This window comes from Paracoccus sp. pheM1, assembly GCF_018499825.1.
GTDB classification, from domain to species: domain Bacteria; phylum Pseudomonadota; class Alphaproteobacteria; order Rhodobacterales; family Rhodobacteraceae; genus Paracoccus; species Paracoccus versutus.
The window spans coordinates 2,484,788-2,505,544 of record NZ_JAGXCX010000001.1 but is presented as its reverse complement, the minus strand read 5'-3'; the positions used below and the strand labels follow the sequence as shown (position 1 = coordinate 2,505,544).

General features: G+C 67.0%; 26 protein-coding genes. 4 read left to right on the top strand and 22 right to left on the bottom strand.

Translation table 11 applies throughout. The annotated features are described in order from the left end of the window. Nucleotides 1-105 precede the first annotated feature (105 nt). The 7 genes from mobA to KF941_RS12695 are packed head-to-tail and all read right to left on the bottom strand — an operon-like array spanning nucleotide 106 to nucleotide 5,605. Entirely contained in the window at nucleotides 106-708 is a 603-nt protein-coding gene (mobA, locus tag KF941_RS12725; RefSeq protein WP_036753613.1) for a molybdenum cofactor guanylyltransferase MobA, read from the bottom strand. After that, the gene (locus KF941_RS12720; protein WP_036753619.1) at nucleotides 705-1,301 is read right to left on the bottom strand and encodes a hypothetical protein; all 597 of its coding nucleotides are present in this window, start codon (nucleotides 1,299-1,301) and stop codon (nucleotides 705-707) included. The genes mobA and KF941_RS12720 overlap by 4 nt, the downstream gene beginning before the upstream one ends. Further along, nucleotides 1,298-2,116, bottom strand: a complete 819-nt coding sequence (locus tag KF941_RS12715) for an ABC transporter permease (RefSeq protein WP_036753623.1) — start codon at nucleotides 2,114-2,116, stop codon at nucleotides 1,298-1,300. Before KF941_RS12715 ends, KF941_RS12720 begins: the two co-directional genes overlap by 4 nt. After that, nucleotides 2,113-2,832 (bottom strand): ABC transporter ATP-binding protein, encoded by a 720-nt coding sequence (locus KF941_RS12710; RefSeq protein ID WP_036753804.1) that lies wholly within the window; start codon nucleotides 2,830-2,832, stop codon nucleotides 2,113-2,115. The genes KF941_RS12715 and KF941_RS12710 overlap by 4 nt, the downstream gene beginning before the upstream one ends. Nucleotides 2,833-2,874: 42 nt before the next feature. Then, on the bottom strand, nucleotides 2,875-3,450 hold the full coding sequence (locus KF941_RS12705; protein WP_036753626.1) for a hypothetical protein: 576 nt from the start codon (nucleotides 3,448-3,450) through the stop codon (nucleotides 2,875-2,877). Nucleotides 3,451-3,476: 26 nt separating this feature from the next. Then, nucleotides 3,477-4,448, bottom strand: a complete 972-nt coding sequence (locus KF941_RS12700) for a YVTN family beta-propeller repeat protein (RefSeq protein WP_214273490.1) — start codon at nucleotides 4,446-4,448, stop codon at nucleotides 3,477-3,479. Nucleotides 4,449-4,456: 8 nt separating this feature from the next. Next, entirely contained in the window at nucleotides 4,457-5,605 is a 1,149-nt protein-coding gene (locus tag KF941_RS12695) for an ABC transporter substrate-binding protein (RefSeq protein ID WP_240540293.1), read from the bottom strand. Between the two features lie 191 nt (nucleotides 5,606-5,796). Between KF941_RS12695 and KF941_RS12690 the strand changes: the two genes are divergently transcribed. After that, nucleotides 5,797-6,318, top strand: a complete 522-nt coding sequence (locus KF941_RS12690) for a DUF3280 domain-containing protein (RefSeq protein ID WP_214273488.1) — start codon at nucleotides 5,797-5,799, stop codon at nucleotides 6,316-6,318. A 3-nt stretch (nucleotides 6,319-6,321) separates the two neighbouring features. Then, complete coding sequence (locus KF941_RS12685; RefSeq protein ID WP_214273487.1) at nucleotides 6,322-6,873, top strand: SRPBCC family protein; 552 nt, start codon at nucleotides 6,322-6,324, stop codon at nucleotides 6,871-6,873. 9 nt (nucleotides 6,874-6,882) lie between these two features. Here KF941_RS12685 and KF941_RS12680 read toward each other — a convergent pair whose 3' ends face one another. The 14 genes from KF941_RS12680 to rph all read right to left on the bottom strand — a co-directional run bounded on the left by KF941_RS12680 (nucleotide 6,883) and on the right by rph (nucleotide 18,072). Beyond that, complete coding sequence (locus KF941_RS12680) at nucleotides 6,883-7,419, bottom strand: PQQ-dependent catabolism-associated CXXCW motif protein (protein ID WP_214273486.1); 537 nt, start codon at nucleotides 7,417-7,419, stop codon at nucleotides 6,883-6,885. Beyond that, nucleotides 7,416-8,228 (bottom strand): substrate-binding domain-containing protein, encoded by an 813-nt coding sequence (locus KF941_RS12675; RefSeq protein ID WP_036753642.1) that lies wholly within the window; start codon nucleotides 8,226-8,228, stop codon nucleotides 7,416-7,418. The genes KF941_RS12680 and KF941_RS12675 overlap by 4 nt, the downstream gene beginning before the upstream one ends. After that, a complete protein-coding gene (locus KF941_RS12670) occupies nucleotides 8,225-8,887 on the bottom strand; it encodes a c-type cytochrome, methanol metabolism-related (RefSeq protein WP_214273485.1) in 663 nt (220 codons plus the stop codon). Before KF941_RS12670 ends, KF941_RS12675 begins: the two co-directional genes overlap by 4 nt. Before the next feature lie 101 nt (nucleotides 8,888-8,988). Continuing rightward, entirely contained in the window at nucleotides 8,989-10,791 is a 1,803-nt protein-coding gene (locus KF941_RS12665) for a methanol/ethanol family PQQ-dependent dehydrogenase (RefSeq protein ID WP_072462173.1), read from the bottom strand. Between the two features lie 176 nt (nucleotides 10,792-10,967). Further along, nucleotides 10,968-11,807, bottom strand: a complete 840-nt coding sequence (fghA, locus tag KF941_RS12660; RefSeq protein ID WP_214273484.1) for an S-formylglutathione hydrolase — start codon at nucleotides 11,805-11,807, stop codon at nucleotides 10,968-10,970. A 3-nt stretch (nucleotides 11,808-11,810) separates the two neighbouring features. Then, complete coding sequence (locus KF941_RS27985) at nucleotides 11,811-12,086, bottom strand: hypothetical protein (RefSeq protein ID WP_240540292.1); 276 nt, start codon at nucleotides 12,084-12,086, stop codon at nucleotides 11,811-11,813. Nucleotides 12,087-12,219: 133 nt separating this feature from the next. Beyond that, nucleotides 12,220-12,855 carry an ATP-dependent Clp protease proteolytic subunit gene (locus tag KF941_RS12650; RefSeq protein ID WP_214273483.1) on the bottom strand — a complete coding sequence of 212 codons (636 nt, stop codon included), beginning with the start codon at nucleotides 12,853-12,855 and terminating at the stop codon, nucleotides 12,220-12,222. A gap of 75 nt (nucleotides 12,856-12,930) precedes the next feature. Continuing rightward, entirely contained in the window at nucleotides 12,931-14,058 is a 1,128-nt protein-coding gene (locus KF941_RS12645; protein ID WP_036753653.1) for an S-(hydroxymethyl)glutathione dehydrogenase/class III alcohol dehydrogenase, read from the bottom strand. Nucleotides 14,059-14,157: 99 nt separating this feature from the next. After that, nucleotides 14,158-14,742 carry an S-(hydroxymethyl)glutathione synthase gene (gene gfa / locus KF941_RS12640; RefSeq protein ID WP_036753657.1) on the bottom strand — a complete coding sequence of 195 codons (585 nt, stop codon included), beginning with the start codon at nucleotides 14,740-14,742 and terminating at the stop codon, nucleotides 14,158-14,160. Between the two features lie 90 nt (nucleotides 14,743-14,832). Further along, complete coding sequence (locus tag KF941_RS12635) at nucleotides 14,833-15,186, bottom strand: YbaN family protein (RefSeq protein ID WP_036753660.1); 354 nt, start codon at nucleotides 15,184-15,186, stop codon at nucleotides 14,833-14,835. Between the two features lies 1 nt (nucleotide 15,187). Continuing rightward, nucleotides 15,188-16,381, bottom strand: a complete 1,194-nt coding sequence (gene hemW / locus KF941_RS12630) for a radical SAM family heme chaperone HemW (RefSeq protein ID WP_214273482.1) — start codon at nucleotides 16,379-16,381, stop codon at nucleotides 15,188-15,190. Nucleotides 16,382-16,389: 8 nt separating this feature from the next. After that, nucleotides 16,390-16,764: a RidA family protein gene (locus KF941_RS12625; protein ID WP_214273481.1), complete on the bottom strand. Its 375-nt coding sequence runs from the start codon at nucleotides 16,762-16,764 to the stop codon at nucleotides 16,390-16,392. Beyond that, a complete protein-coding gene (gene rdgB, locus KF941_RS12620; RefSeq protein WP_036753669.1) occupies nucleotides 16,757-17,362 on the bottom strand; it encodes an RdgB/HAM1 family non-canonical purine NTP pyrophosphatase in 606 nt (201 codons plus the stop codon). Before rdgB ends, KF941_RS12625 begins: the two co-directional genes overlap by 8 nt. Beyond that, nucleotides 17,350-18,072 carry a ribonuclease PH gene (gene rph / locus KF941_RS12615; RefSeq protein WP_036753672.1) on the bottom strand — a complete coding sequence of 241 codons (723 nt, stop codon included), beginning with the start codon at nucleotides 18,070-18,072 and terminating at the stop codon, nucleotides 17,350-17,352. The genes rdgB and rph overlap by 13 nt, the downstream gene beginning before the upstream one ends. 85 nt (nucleotides 18,073-18,157) lie before the next feature. Here rph and hrcA point away from each other — a divergent pair, with 85 nt between their 5' ends. Both hrcA and KF941_RS12605 read left to right on the top strand, forming a co-directional pair. After that, entirely contained in the window at nucleotides 18,158-19,213 is a 1,056-nt protein-coding gene (hrcA, locus tag KF941_RS12610; protein ID WP_036753675.1) for a heat-inducible transcriptional repressor HrcA, read from the top strand. 7 nt (nucleotides 19,214-19,220) lie between these two features. Beyond that, nucleotides 19,221-19,763: a nucleotide exchange factor GrpE gene (locus KF941_RS12605; RefSeq protein WP_036753678.1), complete on the top strand. Its 543-nt coding sequence runs from the start codon at nucleotides 19,221-19,223 to the stop codon at nucleotides 19,761-19,763. Between the two features lie 108 nt (nucleotides 19,764-19,871). Here the strand turns inward: KF941_RS12605 and KF941_RS12600 are convergent, their stop codons facing one another. Then, nucleotides 19,872-20,750, bottom strand: coding sequence for a ParB/RepB/Spo0J family partition protein (locus KF941_RS12600; protein ID WP_214273480.1), 879 nt, complete (start codon nucleotides 20,748-20,750; stop codon nucleotides 19,872-19,874). Nucleotides 20,751-20,757: the final 7 nt, after the last annotated feature.

Below are 20,757 nucleotides of genomic sequence, written 5' to 3'. Positions count from 1 at the left end.
TCCGCTTCAAATTTGCCGAAAACACCCCATTTTCGGGCCGATATCAGCTGGATCCAGAACGATTTCCGCTGCGTCGCCCTCTCAAAATCCTTTTTCAGCAACCTGCTAGACCAGGCGCGCGGCGCGGGCCAGATCCTCGGGCGTGTTCAGGTTCAGGAACGGATCCAGCGGGCGGCTGTCGAACACCGCCCGTCCCGGATCATGCGCAGCCGCGAACTGGCCGATCCGGTGCAGCCCGGATTCCAGCGCCTCGTGCAACTCGCCGCGCAGCGACACCGGCCAGAGCGCGCAGGTCGGATGGTCGCGCAGCTGCCCGCTGTCGTCCGGACTGGCGGCGATGGCCACGCCCGAGCGGCCGGCCGCCTCGCGCAGCCGATGCACCAGATCCTCGGGCAGGAAGGGCGTATCGACGCTGACGCTGACGACGCTGTCGGCCCCCTCGGCCGCCGCCCATTCCATGCCGGCCAGAACCCCGGCCAGCGGCCCGGCAAAGCCGCCGATGCCGTCGGCGATCACCGGCAGCCCGTATTCCGCGAACTGCTCGGGCTCGCCATTGGCATTGATCGCCAGCCGCCCGCATTGCGGCGAAAGCCGCGCGATCACCCGCGACAGCAGCGTCTCGCCCGCCAGCATCCGCAAGGCCTTGTTGCCCCCGCCCATGCGCGTGGACAGGCCCCCGGCCAGGATGACGGCGGGCAGCGCGCTCATTCCAGCCCCGCGGCGATGGCGCGGGCCAGCGCAAAGACCCGCTGTTCGAGGATCACCGGCGTCTCGCAGACATAGGTCAGCGCGTGCTGGCGGTCCTGGAAAATGCGCATGTCCCAGTCGAGCCGTTCCTCCTCGGCGTCGATCGCGTCGAAATCGGGTTGTTCAGCCTTTTGCAACTCTTCCATCCTGGCGCGGTGGGCGTCGATCCTTTGTGCCAGATCGACCTGCTTGTGGCCATAGCGCGCGATGCCGGCGATCAGCGCGGTGCGATGCGGCTCGATCCGGTCGAAGATCGCCACCATCAGCGCGGTCAGCTGCCGGTCGTCGGCGCCCTCGGCAAATGCGGCGATCTCGGCCTCGGCCTCGGGCAGCGGCAGGCGGCGCTGCTCCAGCCGGTCGGCCAGGGCGGCGATCTCGGGCGTGCGGGCCAGGTCGCGCACGGCCTCGTCCGGCTCGGGCCCGGACCACATCTGGCCCAGCGACAGGTGCGGCTGCTTGCGCTGCACGCAGGGCCAGTCGGGATCGGTGCCGCTTTCCGCCTGCGCCGCGCCTGCGCCCGCGGCAAGGCAAAGCGCCAGAACCAGGTATCTCATGCTCCCCCCTTTCGCCGGGCCCAGAGCCCCTTGGCCGGATCATACATGATCACGGCCCCTGCAAAGAACAGGATCAGGCAACCCGACACCACCAAGAAGGACAGAAGATCGAAGCGCGCGTAAAGGGCAAAGCGGATCAACTCAACCGCATGGGTGAAGGGATTGGCCGCGCAGATGTCATGCAGCAGCGGCGAGCTTTCGTTCATCCGCCACAGCGGGTAAAGCGCGCTGGAGGCGAAGAACATCGGGAAGATGACGAAATTCATCACCCCGGCAAAGTTTTCCAGCTGGCGGATGGCCGAGGACAGGAACAGCCCCATCGCCCCCAGCATCAGCCCCGACAGGAACAGCGCCGGCAGCACCGCCAGATAGCCGATGGCGGGCGGCTGCACGTCCCAGAACCAGGCGATGGCGAGGAAAGCATAGACCTGGATGATCGACACGATCACCCCCGCGACCAGCTTGGCCGCCAGCAGGAACCAGCGCGGGAACGGGCTGACCAGCAGGGTGCGCATCGCCCCCGTCTCGCGGTCATGCACCATCGAGAGCGAGCTTTGCATGCCGTTGAACAGCTGGATCATCGCGCAAAGGCCGGGCGTCACATAGACTTCGTAAAGCACATAGGTCTGGTAGGGCGGCGTGATCGACAGGCCCAGAACGGCGCGGAACCCGGCGGCAAAGATGAACAGCCAGACCAGCGGCCGCACCAGCGCCGCCAGGAAGCGGCCGCGCTGGTTGACGAAGCGCAGCGTCTCGCGCCGGGCGATGCCCAGGAATGCGGTCAGCCACATGCGCGGGGTCAGGCGATGGCTCATGCCGCCTCCCCCGTCAGGCGCAGGAAGGTGGCGGTCAGGTCGTCGCCGCCGATGGCGCCGGCATTGCCGCAGGCCAACACCTCGCCCCGGTGCAGGATGACCAGCCCGTCCTCGGGGCGGATCTCGTCCAGGATATGCGTGGCCCAAAGCGCTGAAACCCCGCCCCGCACCAGCGCGCGGGTCAGCGCCACCACCTCGGCGCGAGATTTCACGTCCAGCCCCACCGTGGGCTCGTCCAGCAACAGGATCTCGGGGCGGTGGATCAGGGCGCGGGCGATCTCGGCCCGGCGCTGCTGGCCGCCGGACAGGGCCGAGACCCTGGCATGCAGCCGGTCCGACAGCTCGACCTGCGCCAGCACCTCGAGGCTGCGCGCCCGCGCCTCGCGCCGCGGGATGCCGTGCAGCGCGGCGTGGTATTCCAGGTTCTGCGCCACGGTCAGGTCGGCATCCAGCGCGCGGGACTGGAACACCACCCCCAGCCGCGCCAGCGCCGCGCCGGGCTGGCGGCGCAGGTCGTGCCCCGCCACCTCGATCCGGCCCGAGCGGTTGTCGTAAAGCCGGGTAATCAGCGAGAAGAGCGTGGTCTTGCCGGCGCCGTTCACGCCGAGAAGCGCGGTGAAGCCGCCGCGCGGCACGGTCAGCGACACGTCCTTCAGCGCCTGAAAGCGGCCGAAGCTGTGGCTGACATGCTGGATGGAAAGCGCGTCCTGCGGCATCTGGCAAAGGGGCGGGGCGCGCACGGCCCCCGCCCGCCTGGCTTACTGGATGTTGAACACCGCCTGCTGGGTTTCGCCCTGCGAGCCGGGGATCGACAGCGTATAGCGGCCCGGCACGATGGCGATGAAGCTGATCGTCGCGGTGCCGGCATCGTCGAACTCCAGCGAATGCACGCCCATCGGCCGGATCTCGATGTCGTTGATGACGATCTCGTTCACCCAGATCGCGCGGAAGAAGTCACCGCCCGACAGCGCCAGCTCCTGGCTGCCATCCGCATTGATGTCGAGGCGATAGAAGCCGCCCGACTTCAGCTTGTATTCCGCCGTCGCCACCGGCTTGCCCGAGGCCAGCGTCAGCGGCGCCAGGTCGGTGCGGTTGTCGCGCGCCATGATCCCCGAGAAGCCGAAGTCGAACTTGGAGCCGGCCTCATGCACGCCCTCGGCGCCGCCTGCCTCTGCGGCATCGTCGTCGTCGTCATCATCGTCGTCCTGTTCGGCGGCGGGGGCGCCATCGGTGGCGGCGCCGGCCTCGGGGCTGGCTTCGGGCGCGGCCTCCTGCGCCGTGGCGGGCAAGGCCAGCCCGGCCATGATCAGCAGGACGGTCAGCAAACGGGTCATGGTTCTTCCTCCCTCTTGAACTCTCATCAGTTGGGCGCGACGACCACGCCCCAGGGCTGCTGGCCCACGGGCACGGATTTGACGACCTTCAGCGTCGCCACGTCGATCACCGAGACATCGTTGGAATTGCCGTTGGTGGTGAACAGGTATTTCTCGTCCGGGGTAAAGGCCATCTGCCAGACCCGCTGGCCGACCAGCAGATAGTCCTGGACCTCGTCCGTCTCGCCGTCGATCACCGCCACCCGGTTGGCGGGGCCCAGGGCGACAAAGACCTTGCTGCCGTCGCCGGTCACGCGCACGCCGACCGGCTGGATCGCCTCGGGCAGGACGCCGGGGATCTGGAAGCTGATCTTCCTGGTGATCGCCTGGGTCGCCGGGTCGATCACGCTGACCGTGCCGCCGATTTCCGAGCTGACGTAAAGCTTGGTCCCGGCATCGTTGAACTGGGCAAAGCGCGGCCGCGAATCCACCAGCACGTTGGCGAAGATCTCGAAGCTTTCGCTGTCGATGAAATGCGCCATGTTGGTGGTTTCCGAGGTGTTGATGACCACCTTGCCGTCGGGGCTGACGCCCATGCCCTCGGGCTCGACGCCGACCGGGATCTCGGCCAGCACCTTGTGGGTCTGGGTATCGACCACGGTCACGAGGTTGTCGTCCTCGTTGGCGATGTAAAGCGGGTTGCCCGAGTGATGCAGCACGAACAGCTCGGGGTCGGGCCCGGAAGGCAGGGTGTGCATTTCCTCCATCGTCTCGGGGTTGAAGACCCGCACCAGGTCGTCGTCCGAGGCGCAGACGTAAAGCTCCTTGCCGTCGGGGCTGATGGTGATGCCGCGCGGGCGGGCGCCGACCGGATAGGTGCCGATCACCTCCAGCGTCTCGCTGTCCAGCACGGTGACGTCATTGCCCTTTTCGTTGCTGACGAAGACCCGGTTGGCGGCGGCGGGCAGGGCGAAACCCAGGCACAGGGCCGAGGTCAGGATGGCGGTTGCAGCTTTCATCTTTGGCCTCAGAACTTGCATTCGGTTTCGGGACGGTCGAAGCCCAGCGTGTCCAGCGCCGAGCTTTGGTGCAGATACTGGTCCTGCGGGCTGACCGAGGCGGTGACGGAATCGGTGGCCAGCAGGATCGGCTGGCGCAGCTGGTGGTCCCAGTCGCGCAGGGTCAGCTTTTGCCCCTTGAAGCCCGCGACCTCGAAATTCTCGGACAGCATGAACTCTTTCAGCGCGACGGGGTCGGTGCTTTGCGTGCGCGTCGCCGCCTCGCCGATCATGCGCAGCGCGATCCAGGTCTGGTAATCCTCCTCGCGGATCGGGCGGCCGGCGAGCTTTTCGAAACGGTTCTGGAACTGCGTCGCCCCCCAGGCCTCGAGCGAGGGCGCCCAGCTGCGCGGCACCAGCCCGGCCGAGCCGGCGACCGGGCGCGGATCCCAGGTCGCATAGGGCAGCCAGTCGGCAAAGACGCCGTTCTCGTCCGCCGCGATCAGCACGTCATGGGCCGGCGCGCGCTGGGTAAAGACCGGCATCTGCTGCTGGACCTGCACATGGCCGCTGTCGCTGCGCCGGCTGCCGCCGGTATCCTCATAGGTGCGGGCCTCGACGATCTTGGCGCCGAACTTGGTCGCGGCGCGGCGATAGGCGTCGGCCAGCGCCACGTCCTCGGGATGGCTGCCGGCGATCAGGAACCAGTTCGGCCATTGCTTCCACATCAGGAATTGCGCCAGCGCATCGGCCAGCATGGCGTGGCTGGGCGCGGCATGGATCACGTTGAAGCGGCAGTCCTTGCCGCGCAGGCCGTCGCCGCGCGCCCGCGCATTCAGCACCAGCGCCCGGTCGCCGGCCTGGTCGGCCAGGGCCAGCGTCTGCGCATCATCGGCCAGCGTGACGATGAAGGGGATGCCCTGGGCCAGCAGCTTGTCCATCTCGGCCGGGGCGGATTCGGGCGTGGCGGTGATCTCCAGCGCCTCGAAATCCTGGTTCATGAAGCGGCCGGTGGTGTCGTTGTCCTCGATCGCCAGCCGCGCGCCGGCAAAGCCCAGATCCTCGGGCGGCGCGTCCAGCCGCGAGATGGGCGGCAGGCTGGGCACGTCCACCCGCAGCACGGCGGCGCGCACGGTCTGCGAGGCTGCGGCATCTTGCGCAAGGGCTGGATTTGCCATGGACAAACCAGCCAAAAGTATGATGATTCTGCCTTTCATGGCCGTCCTCCCCCCTGCATCATGCCGGGTCAATCCGCCTGCGCCAACCCGGCAGATGCCCCGGTTCCAGCCGGGTGAAATCCCCTGATACCTAAGTCTTAGGGACTTTCGTCCTATGGACGCACGCGGGGGTCGAAGGCATGGTTTTGCGCATGGGATTCCCGCGGCTCATCCTGATTGCCTGCGCCGTCGTCCTGGCCGGATCCGGCGCCGGGGCGGACCAGCCGGCACGCGGATCGCCGCCGCCGCCCGACAGCGCCGCCTGGTTCGGCCTGCATTTCATCGACACCTCGACCGAAGGCGCGATCAACGGCGTGCGGGCGGACGAGACCCGCCGCATCGAGATGGCCGAGGCGGTCATCGCCGAGGATCTGCGCAACCGCGGCTTCACCCTGCTGGAGCCGCCGGCCGAGCAGGTGGCCGGGATCAAGAACCCCACGCAATCGAATGGCAGCGACAGCCGCATCGCGCGCGAGCTGGGCGCGCATTACGCGATCTCGGGCGAGGTGCAGAAGGTCTCGAACCTGATCCTGTCGCTGAACCTTTACGTCCGCGATGCCGCCAGCGGCGACACGGTGCGCGCCGGCGTGGTCGACATTCGCGGCAATACCGACGAAAGCTTTCGCCGCGGCTATCTCTACCTGTTGAAAAACATCATCTTTCGGGAGGAATGACGGATGATCCGACTGCTGGCCCTGTCGATCGGTGCGGCCCTGGCCCTGGCCCCCGCGGCCGAGGCGCATGGCCCGCCGCGGCTGAAGCTGGAGATGCAGCAAAAGCTGGATGCCACCCCGGACGAGGTCTGGGCCGCGATCGGCCGGTTCGACGACATGAGCTGGCACCCGGCCATCGCCAGCCTGGAGCTGACCGGCGACGGCTCGGCCGACCAGCCCGAGACATCCACCCGCGTGCTGCATCTGAAAGCCGACGCGGACGATCCGACCATCACCGAGGTTCTTTCGAAATGGCAGCCCGAAAAGCGTTGCTATGCCTATCGCATCACCGAGGTCGAGGTGACGGTGCTGCCGGTGACGAACTATGCCGCGACGCTTTGCGTCCGGGACGAGGGCGGCAAGGCGCTGGTCAACTGGAAGGGCGGCTTCTATCGCGGCTATCCCAACAACGAGCCGCCGCCGGAACTGAACGACGAGGCAGCGATCCAGGCCGTGACCGGCGTCTACCGCGCCGGGCTCGATGCGCTGGCGGAACGGTTCGGCAAGGCCGAATAGCGGGGTCGCTTACGGGGTGGCGGGGCTGACCGGCTCCAGCCCGCCACCCTGTTCCTGCCAGCCCTCGATCCCGTCGGGAAACCAGATCACGCCGCGATAGCCCAGCGCCACGGCGCGCTTGGCGGCGTTCCAGCTCATCCAGCAGTCGCGCTTGCAAAAGATCACCAAGGGCGCCGCCTTGTCGCCGCCCGACAGGCGCGCCAGCCCCTCGGCCAGCCGCGCCTGTTCCACGGGGGAGAGCCGCTCGTAGCCGGTGCCGTGCAGCCAGGTCGCGCCCGGAATGGACAGGTGCGGCGGCGCGTTCCACAGCGTGCCTTCGGGCAGGCCCTCGGGGCGGGCGGTGCGCGGCAGCACGTCGACGAAGGGCACGCCGCGGGCATGCAGTTCCATCGCCTCGGCCGCGCCGATCACCCGCGCGCCGGCCAGGGTGACCGGGGTTTCAGACCGATAGGGCTCGCCATGGAAACCCTGCGGCTCGGGCACCTGAGCCTGGGCCTGGACCGCGCCGGCCACAACGACCGCCAGCGCCGCCCAGGCCTGTCTCATGGTTTCAAGCCCTTGCCGTAATCGTCCAGCAGCGGCACGCCGGCATCGCGCAGGATGGCGTCGATCTCGTCCTGGTGGCGGCGGATCAGGCTGTTCAGCTGCCGCTTCCATTCCTGCTCGTCCAGCCGCACGCCCATGGTGATGCGATAGAACATGCGCGGCCCGCCGGCTTCCTTGAGCAGGGGCGTGAATTGCAGTTCGGGATCGTGCTTGACCAGCGGACCGGCCAGCGGGCCCCAGATCACCGCCGCCGCCAGCGCGCCCGATTTCACCTGGGCCAGCATCTCGCCCGCCGGATCCTCGACCCGGCGATCCACGAACAGATCCCAGCCGCGCATGTCCTTGGCCAGCCCCGCCCGCGCCAGGTTGGTCGCCGGCGGCGTGCCCGCCACCACGCCGATCGGATGGCCCTGAAGCGCCGGATCCTCCAACACCTCGACCGAGGCCAGCGGGCTGTCCCGGCGCGTCACGATGCCGTAGGCCGAGGTATAGTAATGGTTGGTGTTCTGCACCATCTCGTCGCCCTGGGCATAGCCGATGACGACATCGCAAAGCCCGGCGCGCAGGGTCTTGCGGATGAAGCCCGGCCCCTGCGGGAACCAGGTATAGGCCACCGGCAGGCCCAGCTTGTCGGCGAAAAGCCGGGCGATGCGGTTCTCGAAACCCTGCTCGTCCTGGGACGACATCGGCACCGCGGCGGGATCGGCGCAGACCCGGAACTCGGTCTTGGACCGCAGGTCGGCGACCTGCGCCGGCGCGGGCAGCGCGGCGCAGGCCAGCAGGGCGGCAAGGGCAAGCGCGCGTCTCATCCGCTCATGCAGGAATCTTCCTGCGCGACAAATTCCTCGGACTTGTCCTCTCTCTTGGCGGGGCGGCCGCGCGGCAGCTCGCCCACCCCCCGCGCCAGCAGATAGGCATAGATGTCGTCGATATAGCACCAGACGTTCTTGTTGGTGCCAAAGGCCGGCATGACCAGGTTGGCGGCCGTGTTGACCTCTTGCTTGCCCGAGGCGGCGATTTCCAGGAAATCGTAATAGCCGAGATTCAGCACCGAGTTCTTCAGCGCCGGCGCATAGCTCGAGCCCTCGCCGTCCGGGCCGTGGCAGACATGGCATTCCGCCGAATAGCGGCGATAGCCCGAGAAGGTCGCCCAATCCACCGTGCCGTCCTCGGCGATCTTGAAGGTGGGGATGTCCTCGGCCGTATACCAGCGGCCGTTCTCCATGTGGTCGGGGGTGATGTCCTGGCCGTTCGGCAGCGCCTGCTTGCCGCCGGCCTCCTGCCCGGCGGCTGCCTCGGCGGCCGGTTGCTGTTGTTGCCCTCCATCGCCCGAGACGGCGGCGGCAGCGCCTGCCCCGGCCTGGGCCGGGGGCGTGTCGGCGGATTGCGCAAGGGCCGTTCCGGTAAGTGCGCCGATCATGCAGGCGACACCGATCGCCATCAGGCTGGCGGTCGTCTTGCTGGTCATGAATTTCCTCCCTGGCTGTCACCCGAAGATGATGGCTCGCCCCAAGGTTATCCCTGGGGCGGCCAGTTTCGAGTCACAGTTTGCTTTCCGGCACCAAAGTATTAGCCCGGCAGTTCGAACACGGTCAGCTGGCCGCCCAGCTCGGTGTATTGCGACAGCGAGGCATAGCCGCCCACCGCGCCAAGCCCGTCGTTGGGATTGGTCAGGCCCGCCGCAAGGCCGATGCCGGCCCAGCCGCCGACACCCGACAGGATGCCGATATACTGCTTGCCGCCATGTTCGTAGGTCATCACGTTGCCGATGATGCCAGATGGGGTCTTGAACTTGTAAAGCTCTTCGCCCGTCTGTGCGTCCACCGCCTTCAGATAGCCTTCCAGCGTGCCGTAGAAGACCACGTCGCCCGCCGTCGCCAGGGCGCCCGACCAGACCGAGAACTGTTCCGGGATGGACCACTTGATCTCGCCCGTGGTGTTGTCCCAGGCGATGAAATTGCCCATGCCGCCATGGCTGTTCGGCGCAGGATACATGGACAGCGTGGCGCCGACATAGGGCTGGCCGGCGGTATAGGCCACCCGGAAGGGCTCGTAATCCATGCAGACATGGTTCGTCGGGACATAGAACAGGTTGGTCTTGGGCGAGAAGGCCGCCGGCTGCTGGTCCTTGGTCCCCAGCGCCGCCGGGCAGACGCCGGTGGTGTTCTCGTCCTCGCCGTTCTGGGCGGTCGAGTATTCGGGCACCACGGCCGGGCGGCCATAGGTCTCCGAATTGGGGTCCATGTCGACGCCGGTGGTCCAGTTCACCACCGGGTCGTATTTCTCGGCCACCAGCAGCTCGCCCGTCTCGCGGTCGAGCGTATAGGCCAGGCCGTTGCGGTCGAAATGCGTCAGCAGCTTGCGTTCCTGCCCGTCGATGGTCTGGTTGGTCAGGATCATCTCGTTGACGCCGTCGTAGTCCCATTCGTCATGCGGCGTCATCTGGTAGAACCACTTGGCCATGCCGGTGTCGGCATCCCGCGCCATGATGGTCATCGACCACTTGTTGTCGCCCGGCCGCTGCGAGGGGTTCCAGGTCGAGGGGTTGCCGGTGCCGTAATAGACCAGGTTCAGGTCCGGGTCATACGAGAACCAGCCCCAGATCGTGCCGCCGCCGATCTTCCACTGGTCGCCCTCCCAGCTGCTGAGCGAGCTGTCGGCGCCGATGGGCTTGCCCAGATGGGTGGTGGTTTCGGGATCGACCAGCAGCTCCTCGTCGGGGCCGGTGGACCAGGCTTTCCACGCCTCGGACCCGTCGGCCAGGTTCAGCGCGGTCATGCGGCCGCGCACGCCGTATTCGCCGCCCGAGACGCCGACCAGGACCTTGTCCTTGACCGGCACCACCGTCGCGGTCAGCGTCTCGCCTATGGCGGGGTCGCCGATCTTGGTCGACCATTTCGCCTCGCCGGTCTTGGCGTCCAGCGCCACCACCGTCGTATCGGCCTGGCCCAGCAGGATCATGCCGTCGGCATAGGAAAGGCCGCGATAGACCGTGTCGCAGCACATCACCGCGATGACGTTCGGATCCTGCTGCGGCTCATAGCGCCACAGGATCTTGCCGTTGTCGTTCAGGTCCAGCGCAAAGACCTTGTTCGGAAAGGGGGTGTGGACATACATCACGTCGCCGATCACCAGGGGCGAGCCCTCGTGCCCGCGCAGCACCCCGGTCGAGAAGGTCCAGGCGACGCGCAAATCCTTGACGTTGTCCTTGTTGATCTGATCCAGGGTCGAATATCGCGTGTTCGCGTAATCGCCCATCTGGATCGCCCATTGCTGGGGCTTGGCGATCTCGGCCAGCACACTGTCATTGGCCAGCACCGCCGTGCCGGACATGAGCAGCGCAAGGCAGGCGCCGTTCATCAGGGTTTTCATGAATTTTCCTCCGCATGCCGGTGATCGCGCTGCTCCTCCTGCGCAAGCACCTTCTGCTGGAAGGTTCGGACCCGGCCGCATTTGCGTCAACGCGGCCGGCAGGCTCACAAGACCAAAGTATTAGGGAAATTCGGCAATAGGTATGGGGTCAATCCCCCCGCCGCCCCTTTCGACAGCTAGCCCAGCCGTTCGGCATGCCAGCGGATGTGGTCCGCCATGAAGGTCTGCACGAAGAAATAGCTGTGGTCGTAGCCCGGTTGCATGCGGAAGGTGCCGGGCTGGCGGCGCTCGGCCATGGCATGGGCCAGCGCCTCGGGCTTCAGCAGGTCCAGGAACTGGTCGCTGGCGCCCTGGTCGATCAGCACCTCGCCGGGATAGCCGCGCTGGCGCATCAGCAGGGTCGAATCGTGCCGTTCCCAGGCGCTGCGGTCCTCGCCCAGATAGGCGGCGAACTGCTTGCGCCCCCAGTCGGATTCGCTGGGATGGGCGATCGGCGAAAAGGCCGAGACGGACTTGTAGCGCTCGGGCAGGGTCATGGCGATGGTCAACGCGCCATGGCCGCCCATGGAATGCCCGGTGATGCCCTGCGCCTCGCGGTCCAGGGGAAAGTTGCCGAAGACCAGTTCCGGCAGTTCGTGGGTGATATAGTGCCACATGCGGAAATGCGGCGCCCAGGGGGCTTGGGTCGCATCGACATAGAAGCCGGCGCCCTGCCCCAGGTCGTAGGCCTCGTCATTGGCCACGCCCTCGCCGCGCGGCGAGGTGTCGGGAAAGATCACCGCGATGCCGTATTCCGCCGCCCATTCCTGTGCGCCGGCCTTGGTCATGGCGTTCTCATGCGTGCAGGTCAGGCCCGACAGATACCACAGCACCGGCACCTTGCCGTATTCGGCCTGCGGCGGCAGGTAGACGGCAAAGGTCATCGGCGTGCCGGTCGCCTGCGACTGGTGGCGATAGACGCCCTGGATGCCGCCGAAGCTGCGGTTTTCCGATACGGTTTCATAGGCCAGACTCATGGCTCAATCCCTCTTGTCAGGTCGTGGAACATGGCCGGTGCATCGGCACGGGCCATGCCGGGGCCGAAGAAACGCGGCGGGCAGCCGGCCGGCAATATCGAAACCGGCTTTCTGCCACGAATGAACGGTGCCGGCAGGGCCGCGACGGCGAAATCGCGGCCGGCGCGGGCGCAATTCCGACAGCAGCCCGTCGCCACGTTGCCGGATGTCGGCGGCGACCCGGCTGGCCGCCTGGGCTTGCGCATGGCCGGGTTCGTGGACCGCGATGGTGAAATCCATCCGGTCGCGCAGGGCGTGCCGCCAGCCCGGCGCCGTGGCGAAAGCCCCGCGCGGACGGCCGGCCAGGCTGGCCTGGGCGACAGGCGGGACGGACCAGCATGCCTGTCCCGCCCCCGCCATCAACGCGGGCCCGTCACTTCAGCTCGTCCACCGAGCGGATGACCTTGCCCAGAAGGCCATAGTCCAGCGCCTCTTGCGTGTTCAGCCAGAAGTCGCGCTGGGTGTCCTTTTCGATCCGCTCGACGGTCTGGCCGGTCGCCTCGGCAAAGATCTGGTTCAGCCGGTCGCGCATCAGCCGCACCTGCTCGGCCTGGATCATCATGTCGGTCGAGGTGCCGCCGATCCCGCCCGAGGGCTGGTGGATCAGGAAGCGGGTGTTGGGCAGGCAGAAGCGGTTTGCCTTCTCCGCGCCGACGAAGATCAGCGCCCCGGCCGAGGCCACCCAGCCCGAGCCGATGGTGCGCACGGTCGGGCGGATGAACTTGATCACGTCATGGATCATGTCGCCCGATTCGACATGGCCGCCGGGGGACGAGATCAGCATGTTGATCGGGTCTTCGCTGTCCTCGGCCAGGGCCAGCAGATGCGCGACGGTGCGCTGCGCCAGCTTGTCGGTGATCGGCCCGGCGACGATGACCGTGCGCGACTTGAAATAGAGCTTGCCGATCTTGTCGCCCTCGGGCAGGCCGAGGCCCTCGTCCTTCGAGCCCTCCTGGCGGCGCTCGTCTTCGTCGTCGTCATCGTCGTCCAGGCGGATGTGCTGTGCCATGATCGGTCCTTTCATGTTGACGGCGGGGCCGGTCGCCCGCCCCCGCCGTCCTTTTACCTAAGCAGCCCTTGACGATCAGTAAAGCACGACCGAGCGGATCGACTCGCCCGCATGCATCAGGTCGAAGCCCTTGTTGATGTCGTCCAGCGACAGGGTGTGGGTGATCATCGGGTCGATCTCGATCTTGCCGTTCATGTACCAGTCGACGATCTGCGGCACGTCGGTGCGGCCGCGGGCGCCGCCGAAGGCCGTGCCCTTCCAGACCCGGCCGGTGACCAGCTGGAACGGGCGGGTGCTGATTTCCGCCCCCGCCGGCGCCACGCCGATGATGATCGACTGGCCCCAGCCGCGATGTGTGCATTCCAGCGCGTCGCGCATCACCTTGACGTTGCCGGTGCAGTCGAAGCTGTAGTCGGCGCCGCCGATCTGGTCGAAGGGCGTCTTGGTCAGGTTGACGATCTCCTGCACCACGTTGTCGCAATTCTTCGGGTTGATGAAATGCGTCATGCCGAAATGCTCGGCCATCGGCTTCTTGTCGTCGTTCAGGTCGACGCCAATGATCATGTCCGCGCCGGCCAGCCGCAGGCCCTGGAGCACGTTCAGACCGATGCCGCCCAGGCCAAAGACTACCGCCTTGGCGCCGATTTCCACCTTGGCGGTGTTGATCACCGCGCCGATGCCGGTGGTGACGCCGCAGCCGATATAGCAGATCTTGTCGAAGGGCGCGTCCTCGCGCACCTTGGCCACCGCGATTTCCGGCAGCACGGTGTAGTTCGAAAAGGTCGAGCAGCCCATGTAGTGAAAGATCGGCGTACCGTCGAGCATGCTGAACCGGCTGGTTCCGTCCGGCATCAGGCCCTGACCCTGGGTAGCGCGAATGGCGGTGCAAAGGTTGGTCTTGCCCGACAGGCAGGACGCGCATTGCCGGCACTCGGGCGTGTAGAGCGGGATGACATGATCGCCCGGCTTGACCGAGGTGACGCCGGGGCCGACCTCGACCACGACGCCCGCGCCCTCATGGCCCAGGATCGAGGGGAAGAGCCCCTCGGGATCGGCGCCCGACAGGGTGAATTCGTCGGTGTGGCAGATGCCGGTGGCCTTGATCTCGACCATCACCTCGCCGGCCTTGGGGCCTTCCAGGTTGACCTCCATGACCTCCAGCGGCTTGCCGGCTTCCAGCGCGACGGCGGCACGGGTTCTCATGTCTTCTTCTCCTTCGGTGACGGCCCTTGGCCTGCGGTTTTCTCATGGTTTCGGGGGCCGGTAAACCGACCCCCGCAATTGTCGCGGCCAAGCCGGCGCTCAGGCCGCAAGCGCGCCGGACCGCTTGGCGATATGGGTGGCGATCGCATCCATCAGCGGCGGCGAAAGCGCGTCATAGGGTTCCAGCCCCAATTCGCGCAGCCGGGCGCGGATCGCCTCCATCCGGCTGGGATCGACGCCCGATTCGATGATCGAGCTGACGAAGGCGGCAAATTCCGGCGCCGCCCAGCCATCCTCGTCCGAAAGCTCGGTATGGACGAAATCCAGCCCGTAGAAGGGATGGTCGCGGTTCTCGATCCGGCCATACATATGCACGCCGCAATCGCGGCAGCGATGGCGCTGGATCGGCGCCTCGGCATTGACGATCTCCAGCTTCTCGGCGCCCTCCAGCACCTCGACCGCATCGCGGCCGACCACGGCCACCTGGGAAAAGATCGCGCCCTCGGGCTTCCAGCACTTGGTGCAGCCGCAGACATGGTTATGCGCGGTCTGCGCCCGGATCGCGACCCGGACCGGGTTGGTGCTGCATTTGCAATGCAGCGTGCCGCCCGAGAAGCCGGGCTGCGCGGGCTTGATGCCATTGTCGACTGCGGGGTGGATCTTCACCCCCGATATGTCCACCATGTTCCAGTTCCTCCCCTCAGAGCCATGCGCCGAAGTTTGCGCCGTGGCCGCGCAGGAACAAGTGGGCAAAAGGTTGTATTGCCTCGCGGCTCAAAGCTCGGGGCGGGTGACAAGCCAGGCGGCGATGGCGGTGCAGGCCAGCACCTGGACGGCGATGAAGCGCATGTCCAGCCCCAGCCAGACCGCCCAGGCGACCCCGGCGGTCATGCCGGCCACCGCCCAGATCTTGGCGTTGCGGCCGATGACGCCGCGCTTGCGCCAGGCGCGGATCGGCGGGCCGAATCGGGGATGGCGCATGATGCGGGCGCCCAGCCGCGGCGAGGAACGCGCAAAGGCCCAGACCGCGAGCAGCAGGAAGGGCACCGTGGGCAGGACCGGCAGGAAAATCCCGATTGTTCCCAGCGTCAGGGTCAGCCAGCCCATCGAGAGCCACAGGTATCGCATCTTACTCCGCCAGTTCACGCAGGATCGCATTCAGGACAGGCCGTCCCGCCGCCGTCGCCGCCAGCCGGTCGCCCCGCAGCGAGATAAGGCCCAGTTCGGCCAGATTCATCAGCCGTCCCTGCGGCAATTCGGCGCCATGGGCAAGATAGCGCGGAATTTCCAGCCCCTCGACCAGCCGCATGGCCATCAGCAGATATTCCAGCGCCCGGCCCGGTAAGTCCAGCAATTCGCGCTGGCTTTCGCCGTCGCCGCGCGCCTCGACCGCCTCCAGCCATTCGCCCGGCGCCCTGTGCGCCTCGGTCGCCCAGCGGCCCGAGGGCAGCGTCAGGCGGCCGTGCGCGCCCGGCCCCACGGCGGCCCAGTCGCCCTGGCGCCAATAGATCAGGTTGTGCCGGCTTTCCGCGCCCGGCCGGGCGTGGTTCGAGATTTCATAGGCCGGCATCCCGGCCGCCGCGCAGATCTCCTGCGTGTCCAGATACATGTCGGCGGAAAGATCCTCGTCCGGCAGGCCCCTGAGCCCGCCTTTCGCATGGCGGGCGCCGAAGGCGGTGCCCGGCTCGATGGTCAGCTGATAGGCCGAGAGGTGATCGACCGCCATGCCGAGCGCCTGGGTCAGTTCGCGCCGCCAATGCGCGCGGTCCTGGTCCTGGCGGGCATAGATCAGGTCGAAGCTGACCCGCGTGAAACAATCCCGCGCGATGTCGAAGGCGGCGCGGGCCTCGGCTGCCGAATGCATCCGGCCCAGCCGGCGCAGGTCGTCGTCGTTGAGCGCCTGCACCCCCATCGAGACGCGGTTGACGCCGCCGTCGGCATAGGCGCGAAAACGGCCCGTCTCGACGCTGGTCGGGTTGGCTTCCAGCGTAATCTCGATGTCATTGGCAAAGGGCCATTCGGCGCGCGCGGCCTCGATCACCCCGGCCACGGTCTCGGGCGTCATCAGGCTGGGGGTGCCGCCGCCGAAGAAGATGCTGTTCAGCACCCGACCCGGTGTTTCCCGGCCCAGTCGGGCCAGTTCGCGACGATAGGCGGCCAGCCAGCGGCCCTGGTCGATCACGGCCGCGACATGGCTGTTGAAATCGCAATAGGGGCATTTTGCGGCGCAAAAGGGCCAATGCACGTAAAGCCCGAAGCCGCCCGCCCGCCAGTCTTCGGCAAGGGCCTGGGCGGGCGCGGTGCTGGCGGCAGGGGCTGGCATGGGCTGGGTCACTCCCGAAAGGCTGTCACTTCGATCTCGACCTTCATTTCGGGTCTGATGAGCCCGGCGACAACCATGGTCGCAGCGGGTAACGCATCCTTCATCGCCTCGCCCAGGACCGGCGCGATCTCGTCCAGGATCGCCGGGTCGGTGATGGTGTATTGCACGCGCACGATGTCGGTGGGCGTGAAACCCGCCTCGGCCAGGGTGGCGAAGATGGTGGCAAAGGCGTTCTGCGCCTGGTCGGCAGCGCTGTCGGGCATGGCCATGGCCGCGTAATCGTAACCCGTGGTGCCCGAGACGAAGCACCACGGCCCCTTCACCACCGCGCGGCTGTAACCCAGCGCCGTTTCGAAGGGCGAGCCGGTCGAGATCCTATGCAAACAGCGTCTCCAGCTTGCGAAAGGCGCGGGCGCGGTGGCTGATGGCGTTCTTCTGCTCGGGCGGCATCTCGGCATAGGTCGCGTCATGGCCGTCGGGCACGAAGATCGGGTCGTAGCCATGGCCCTGCTGCCCGCGCGGCGGCCAGACCAGGCGACCGGGCGCGACGCCCTCGAAGATCTCTTCGTGACCATCGGGCCAAAGCAGGACCAGCGTGGCGCGGAACTGGGCGGTGCGCGGCTCGGGGACGCCGCGCTCGTCCAGCTCGCGCCAGGTGCGGGTCATGGCCTGCATGAAGTCGCGGCCCTGCGGGGTCTCGGCCCAGTCGGCGGTATAGACGCCGGGCGCGCCGTCCAGCCCGTCCACGGTGATGCCGCTGTCGTCGGCCAGCACCGGCAGGCCGGTCGCCTGCATGGCGGCGCGGGCCTTGATGCGGGCATTGCCGATGAAACTGTCCTCGGTCTCGGCCGGCTCGGGCAGGCCCATCTCGCCGGCCGACGTCACCTCGATGCCGTGCGGGGCCATCATGGCGCGGATCTCGTCCAGCTTGCCCCGGTTGTGGGTGGCGACCAGCAGCTTCCTTTCGGTCAGCCGGCGCATTGGACGGCCTCGGTCTGGGCGCGGACCAGCGCGGCGACGCCGGCTTCGGCCAGGTCGAGCAGCTGGTTCATCTCGGGGCGCGAGAAGGTCGCGCCCTCGGCCGACATCTGCACCTCGATCAGCCGCCCTGCCCCGGTCATGATGAAATTGCCGTCGGTTCCGGCCTCGCTGTCCTCGGCATAGTCCAGGTCCAGGATCGCCTGCCCGGCATAGATGCCGCAGGACACCGCGGCGACATGGTCCATGATCGGGTCGGTGGTGACGATCCCGGCCTTCAACAGCCGGTTCATCGCCAGACGCAGCGCCACCCAGCCGCCGGTGATCGCGGCGCAGCGGGTGCCGCCATCGGCCTGGATCACGTCGCAGTCGATGACGATCTGCCGTTCCCCCAGCGCGCGCCGGTCCACTCCGGCACGCAGCGCGCGGCCGATCAGGCGCTGGATTTCCTGCGTGCGGCCGGACTGCTTGCCCGCCGCCGCCTCGCGCCGGTTGCGGCTGTTGGTGGCCCGCGGCAGCATGCCGTATTCCGCCGTCACCCAGCCCTGCCCCGAGCCCTTGAGGAAGGGCGGCGCCTTCTCCTCGATCGTGGCCGAGCAGAGCACGCGGGTATCGCCGCAAGAGATCATGCAGGAACCCTCGGCATGGCGCATGATGCCCGTTTCGATTGAAATCGGGCGCATATCACTTAAATTCCGGCCAGAGGGACGCATCTTTCATTCCTTTCGGGGGTTTTGCCGTTCAGATACAGGTCCGAGGCCCCCGACCGCAACCCGAGAACGTCCTGACAGGATGCCGATGCCTGAAACCGCGCTGCTTTCCGATCTCAACGACCGCTCGCGCGAAGTCTTTCGCCGGGTCGTCGAAGCCTATCTTGCCACCGGCGAGCCGGTCGGCTCGCGCACGCTGACCCGCGAGATGTCCGAAAGGGTCAGCGCCGCGACGATTCGCAACGTGATGCAGGACCTGGAACTGCTGGGCCTGCTGGACCACCCACATATCTCGGCCGGGCGCATGCCCACGCAGCTGGGACTGCGGCTGTTCGTGGACGGGCTGATGGAGGCCGGGCCGGTCGCCGCCAGCGACCGCGAGATGATTGATGAGACGCTGGGCGACGACAGCGGCAATACCGGCGTCATGCTGGACCGGATCAGCACCGCGCTGTCGGCGCTGACCCAGGGCGCCTCGCTGGTGCTGATGCCCAAGCAGGAAGCGCCGGTCCGGCACATCGAATTCGTCAGCCTTGCCCCGGACCGGGCGCTGGTGGTGCTGGTCTTTGCCGATGGCCGGGTCGAGAACCGGGTCTTTGCTCCCCCGCCCGGCCATACCGCCAGCTCCATGCGCGAGGCGGCAAATTTCCTGAATGCCGTGGCGGAAGGTCGCACCCTGGCCGAGCTGCGCCGCAGCATCGCGCAGGAAATCCAGGCCAGCCGGCAAAAGCTCGACAGCATTGCCGCGGCGCTGGTTTCCTCGGGCCTGGCGCTGTGGGAGGGCGAAAGCAGCGATCCGCGGCTGATCGTGCGCGGCCGTGCCAATCTTCTGGCGCATGAACTGGCCGACCTGGACCGGATCCGCAGCCTGTTCGACGACCTGGAACGCAAGCGCGACATCGCCGAATTCCTGGAACTGGCCGAACAGGGCGAGGGCGTGCGCATTTTCATCGGCTCGGAGAACAAGCTTTTTTCACTTTCCGGTTCCTCTCTCGTCGTTTCGCCCTATATGAATGCCGACCGAAAGATTGTTGGCGCGGTCGGCGTCATCGGTCCGACGCGGCTGAACTATGGCCGCATCGTGCCGATCGTGGATTATACTGCGCAGCTTGTCGGCCGGTTGATTTCGGGCCGGAAAGGATGATGAGGACATGACGAAGGAAAACCCGAACGGCAGCCCGCTGGATGAGGAGATCATCGACCCCCCGGCGGATGACGAACCCTCGGCCGGGGTCGAGGCGCTGATCGCCGAGCGGGACGAATACCGCGACCGCTTCATGCGCGCGCTGGCCGATGCCGAAAACGCCCGCAAGCGGGCCGAGAAGGATCGCCGCGACGCCGAGCAATACGGCGGCTCGCGCCTGGCGCGCGACCTGCTGCCGGTGCATGACGCCCTGACCCGCGCGCTGGATACCGCCGGCGACGAGCAGCGCGCCGCAGCGGCAGCCCTGATCGAAGGCGTCGAGCTGACCCTGCGCGAGCTGAACAACGTCTTCGCCAAGCATGGCATCAAGGTCATCACCCCGGCCCTGGGCGAGAAATTCGATCCCCAGCAGCACGAAGCCATGTTCGAGGCCCCGGTTCCGGGCACCATGGCCGGGAACATCATCCAGGTCATGGACAACGGCTTCATGCTGCATGACCGCCTGCTGCGCCCGGCCAAGGTGGGCGTCAGCTCCACCCCCGCAAGCTGAACCGATTGCGCTGAAAAACGCGAAACCCCGGAGTCGCCTCCGGGGTTTTTTTCTTGGCTTTATAGCAAGTCTAGGGGGCTTATTGCCGCCCTATACCAGATATTGTGGTCAGTTGCCCGCAAGGATCTGGCAAATCCGGTCAAGCTGATCCAGGTCGCGATAGGTGATGACGATCTGGCCGCCATCGACTCCGGCATGGTTGATCGCCACCTTCATTTTCAGATGCGCGGTCAGATCGCCTTCCAGCGCGCGGGTGTCAGCGTCCTTTTCCTGCTTGGAGCCCTTGGGCTTCTGCGCCTTGGTGCCTTCGGCCTGGCGACGGACCAGATCCTCGGTCTCGCGCACCGACAAGTTCCTTTCGATCACTTTCCGCGCCAGTTCGACCGGGTTCGCGGCGGTGATCAGGGCTCGGGCATGCCCGGCCGTCAGCTTGCCTTCCTTGAGCCAGGCCTGCACCTGTTCTGGCAGGTTCAGCAAGCGCAGCAGGTTGGCGATATGGCTGCGGCTTTTGTTCAGCGCCTCGGCCAGCTTTTCCTGGGTATGGCCGAACCGGTCCATCAGTTGACGATAGGACGCCGCCTCTTCGATCGCATTCAGGTCGGCGCGCTGGATATTCTCGACGATGGCGACTTCCAGCACCTCGGTATCGTCCAGTTCGCGGACGATGACGGGAACTTCGTGAAGCTGGGCGATCTGCGCGGCGCGCCAGCGGCGCTCGCCGGCGACGATCTGGTAAAGGCCGCGATCCGACGGATGCGGGCGGACGATCAGCGGCTGCAACATGCCGCGCGTCCTCAGCGAATCGGCCAGTTCCTGCAAGGCCTCGGGGGCAAAGCTGCGGCGGGGCTGGTCCGGGTTCGGGGTCAGCTGCTCGACCGGAAGGATCTGCCGCGGCGCGGGACGTTCGGACGGAATCAGGTCGACATCGGCCATCAGGGCCGAAAGACCACGACCCAGACCGCGCTTTTCAAGCTTGTTCTCTGCCATGATTCCT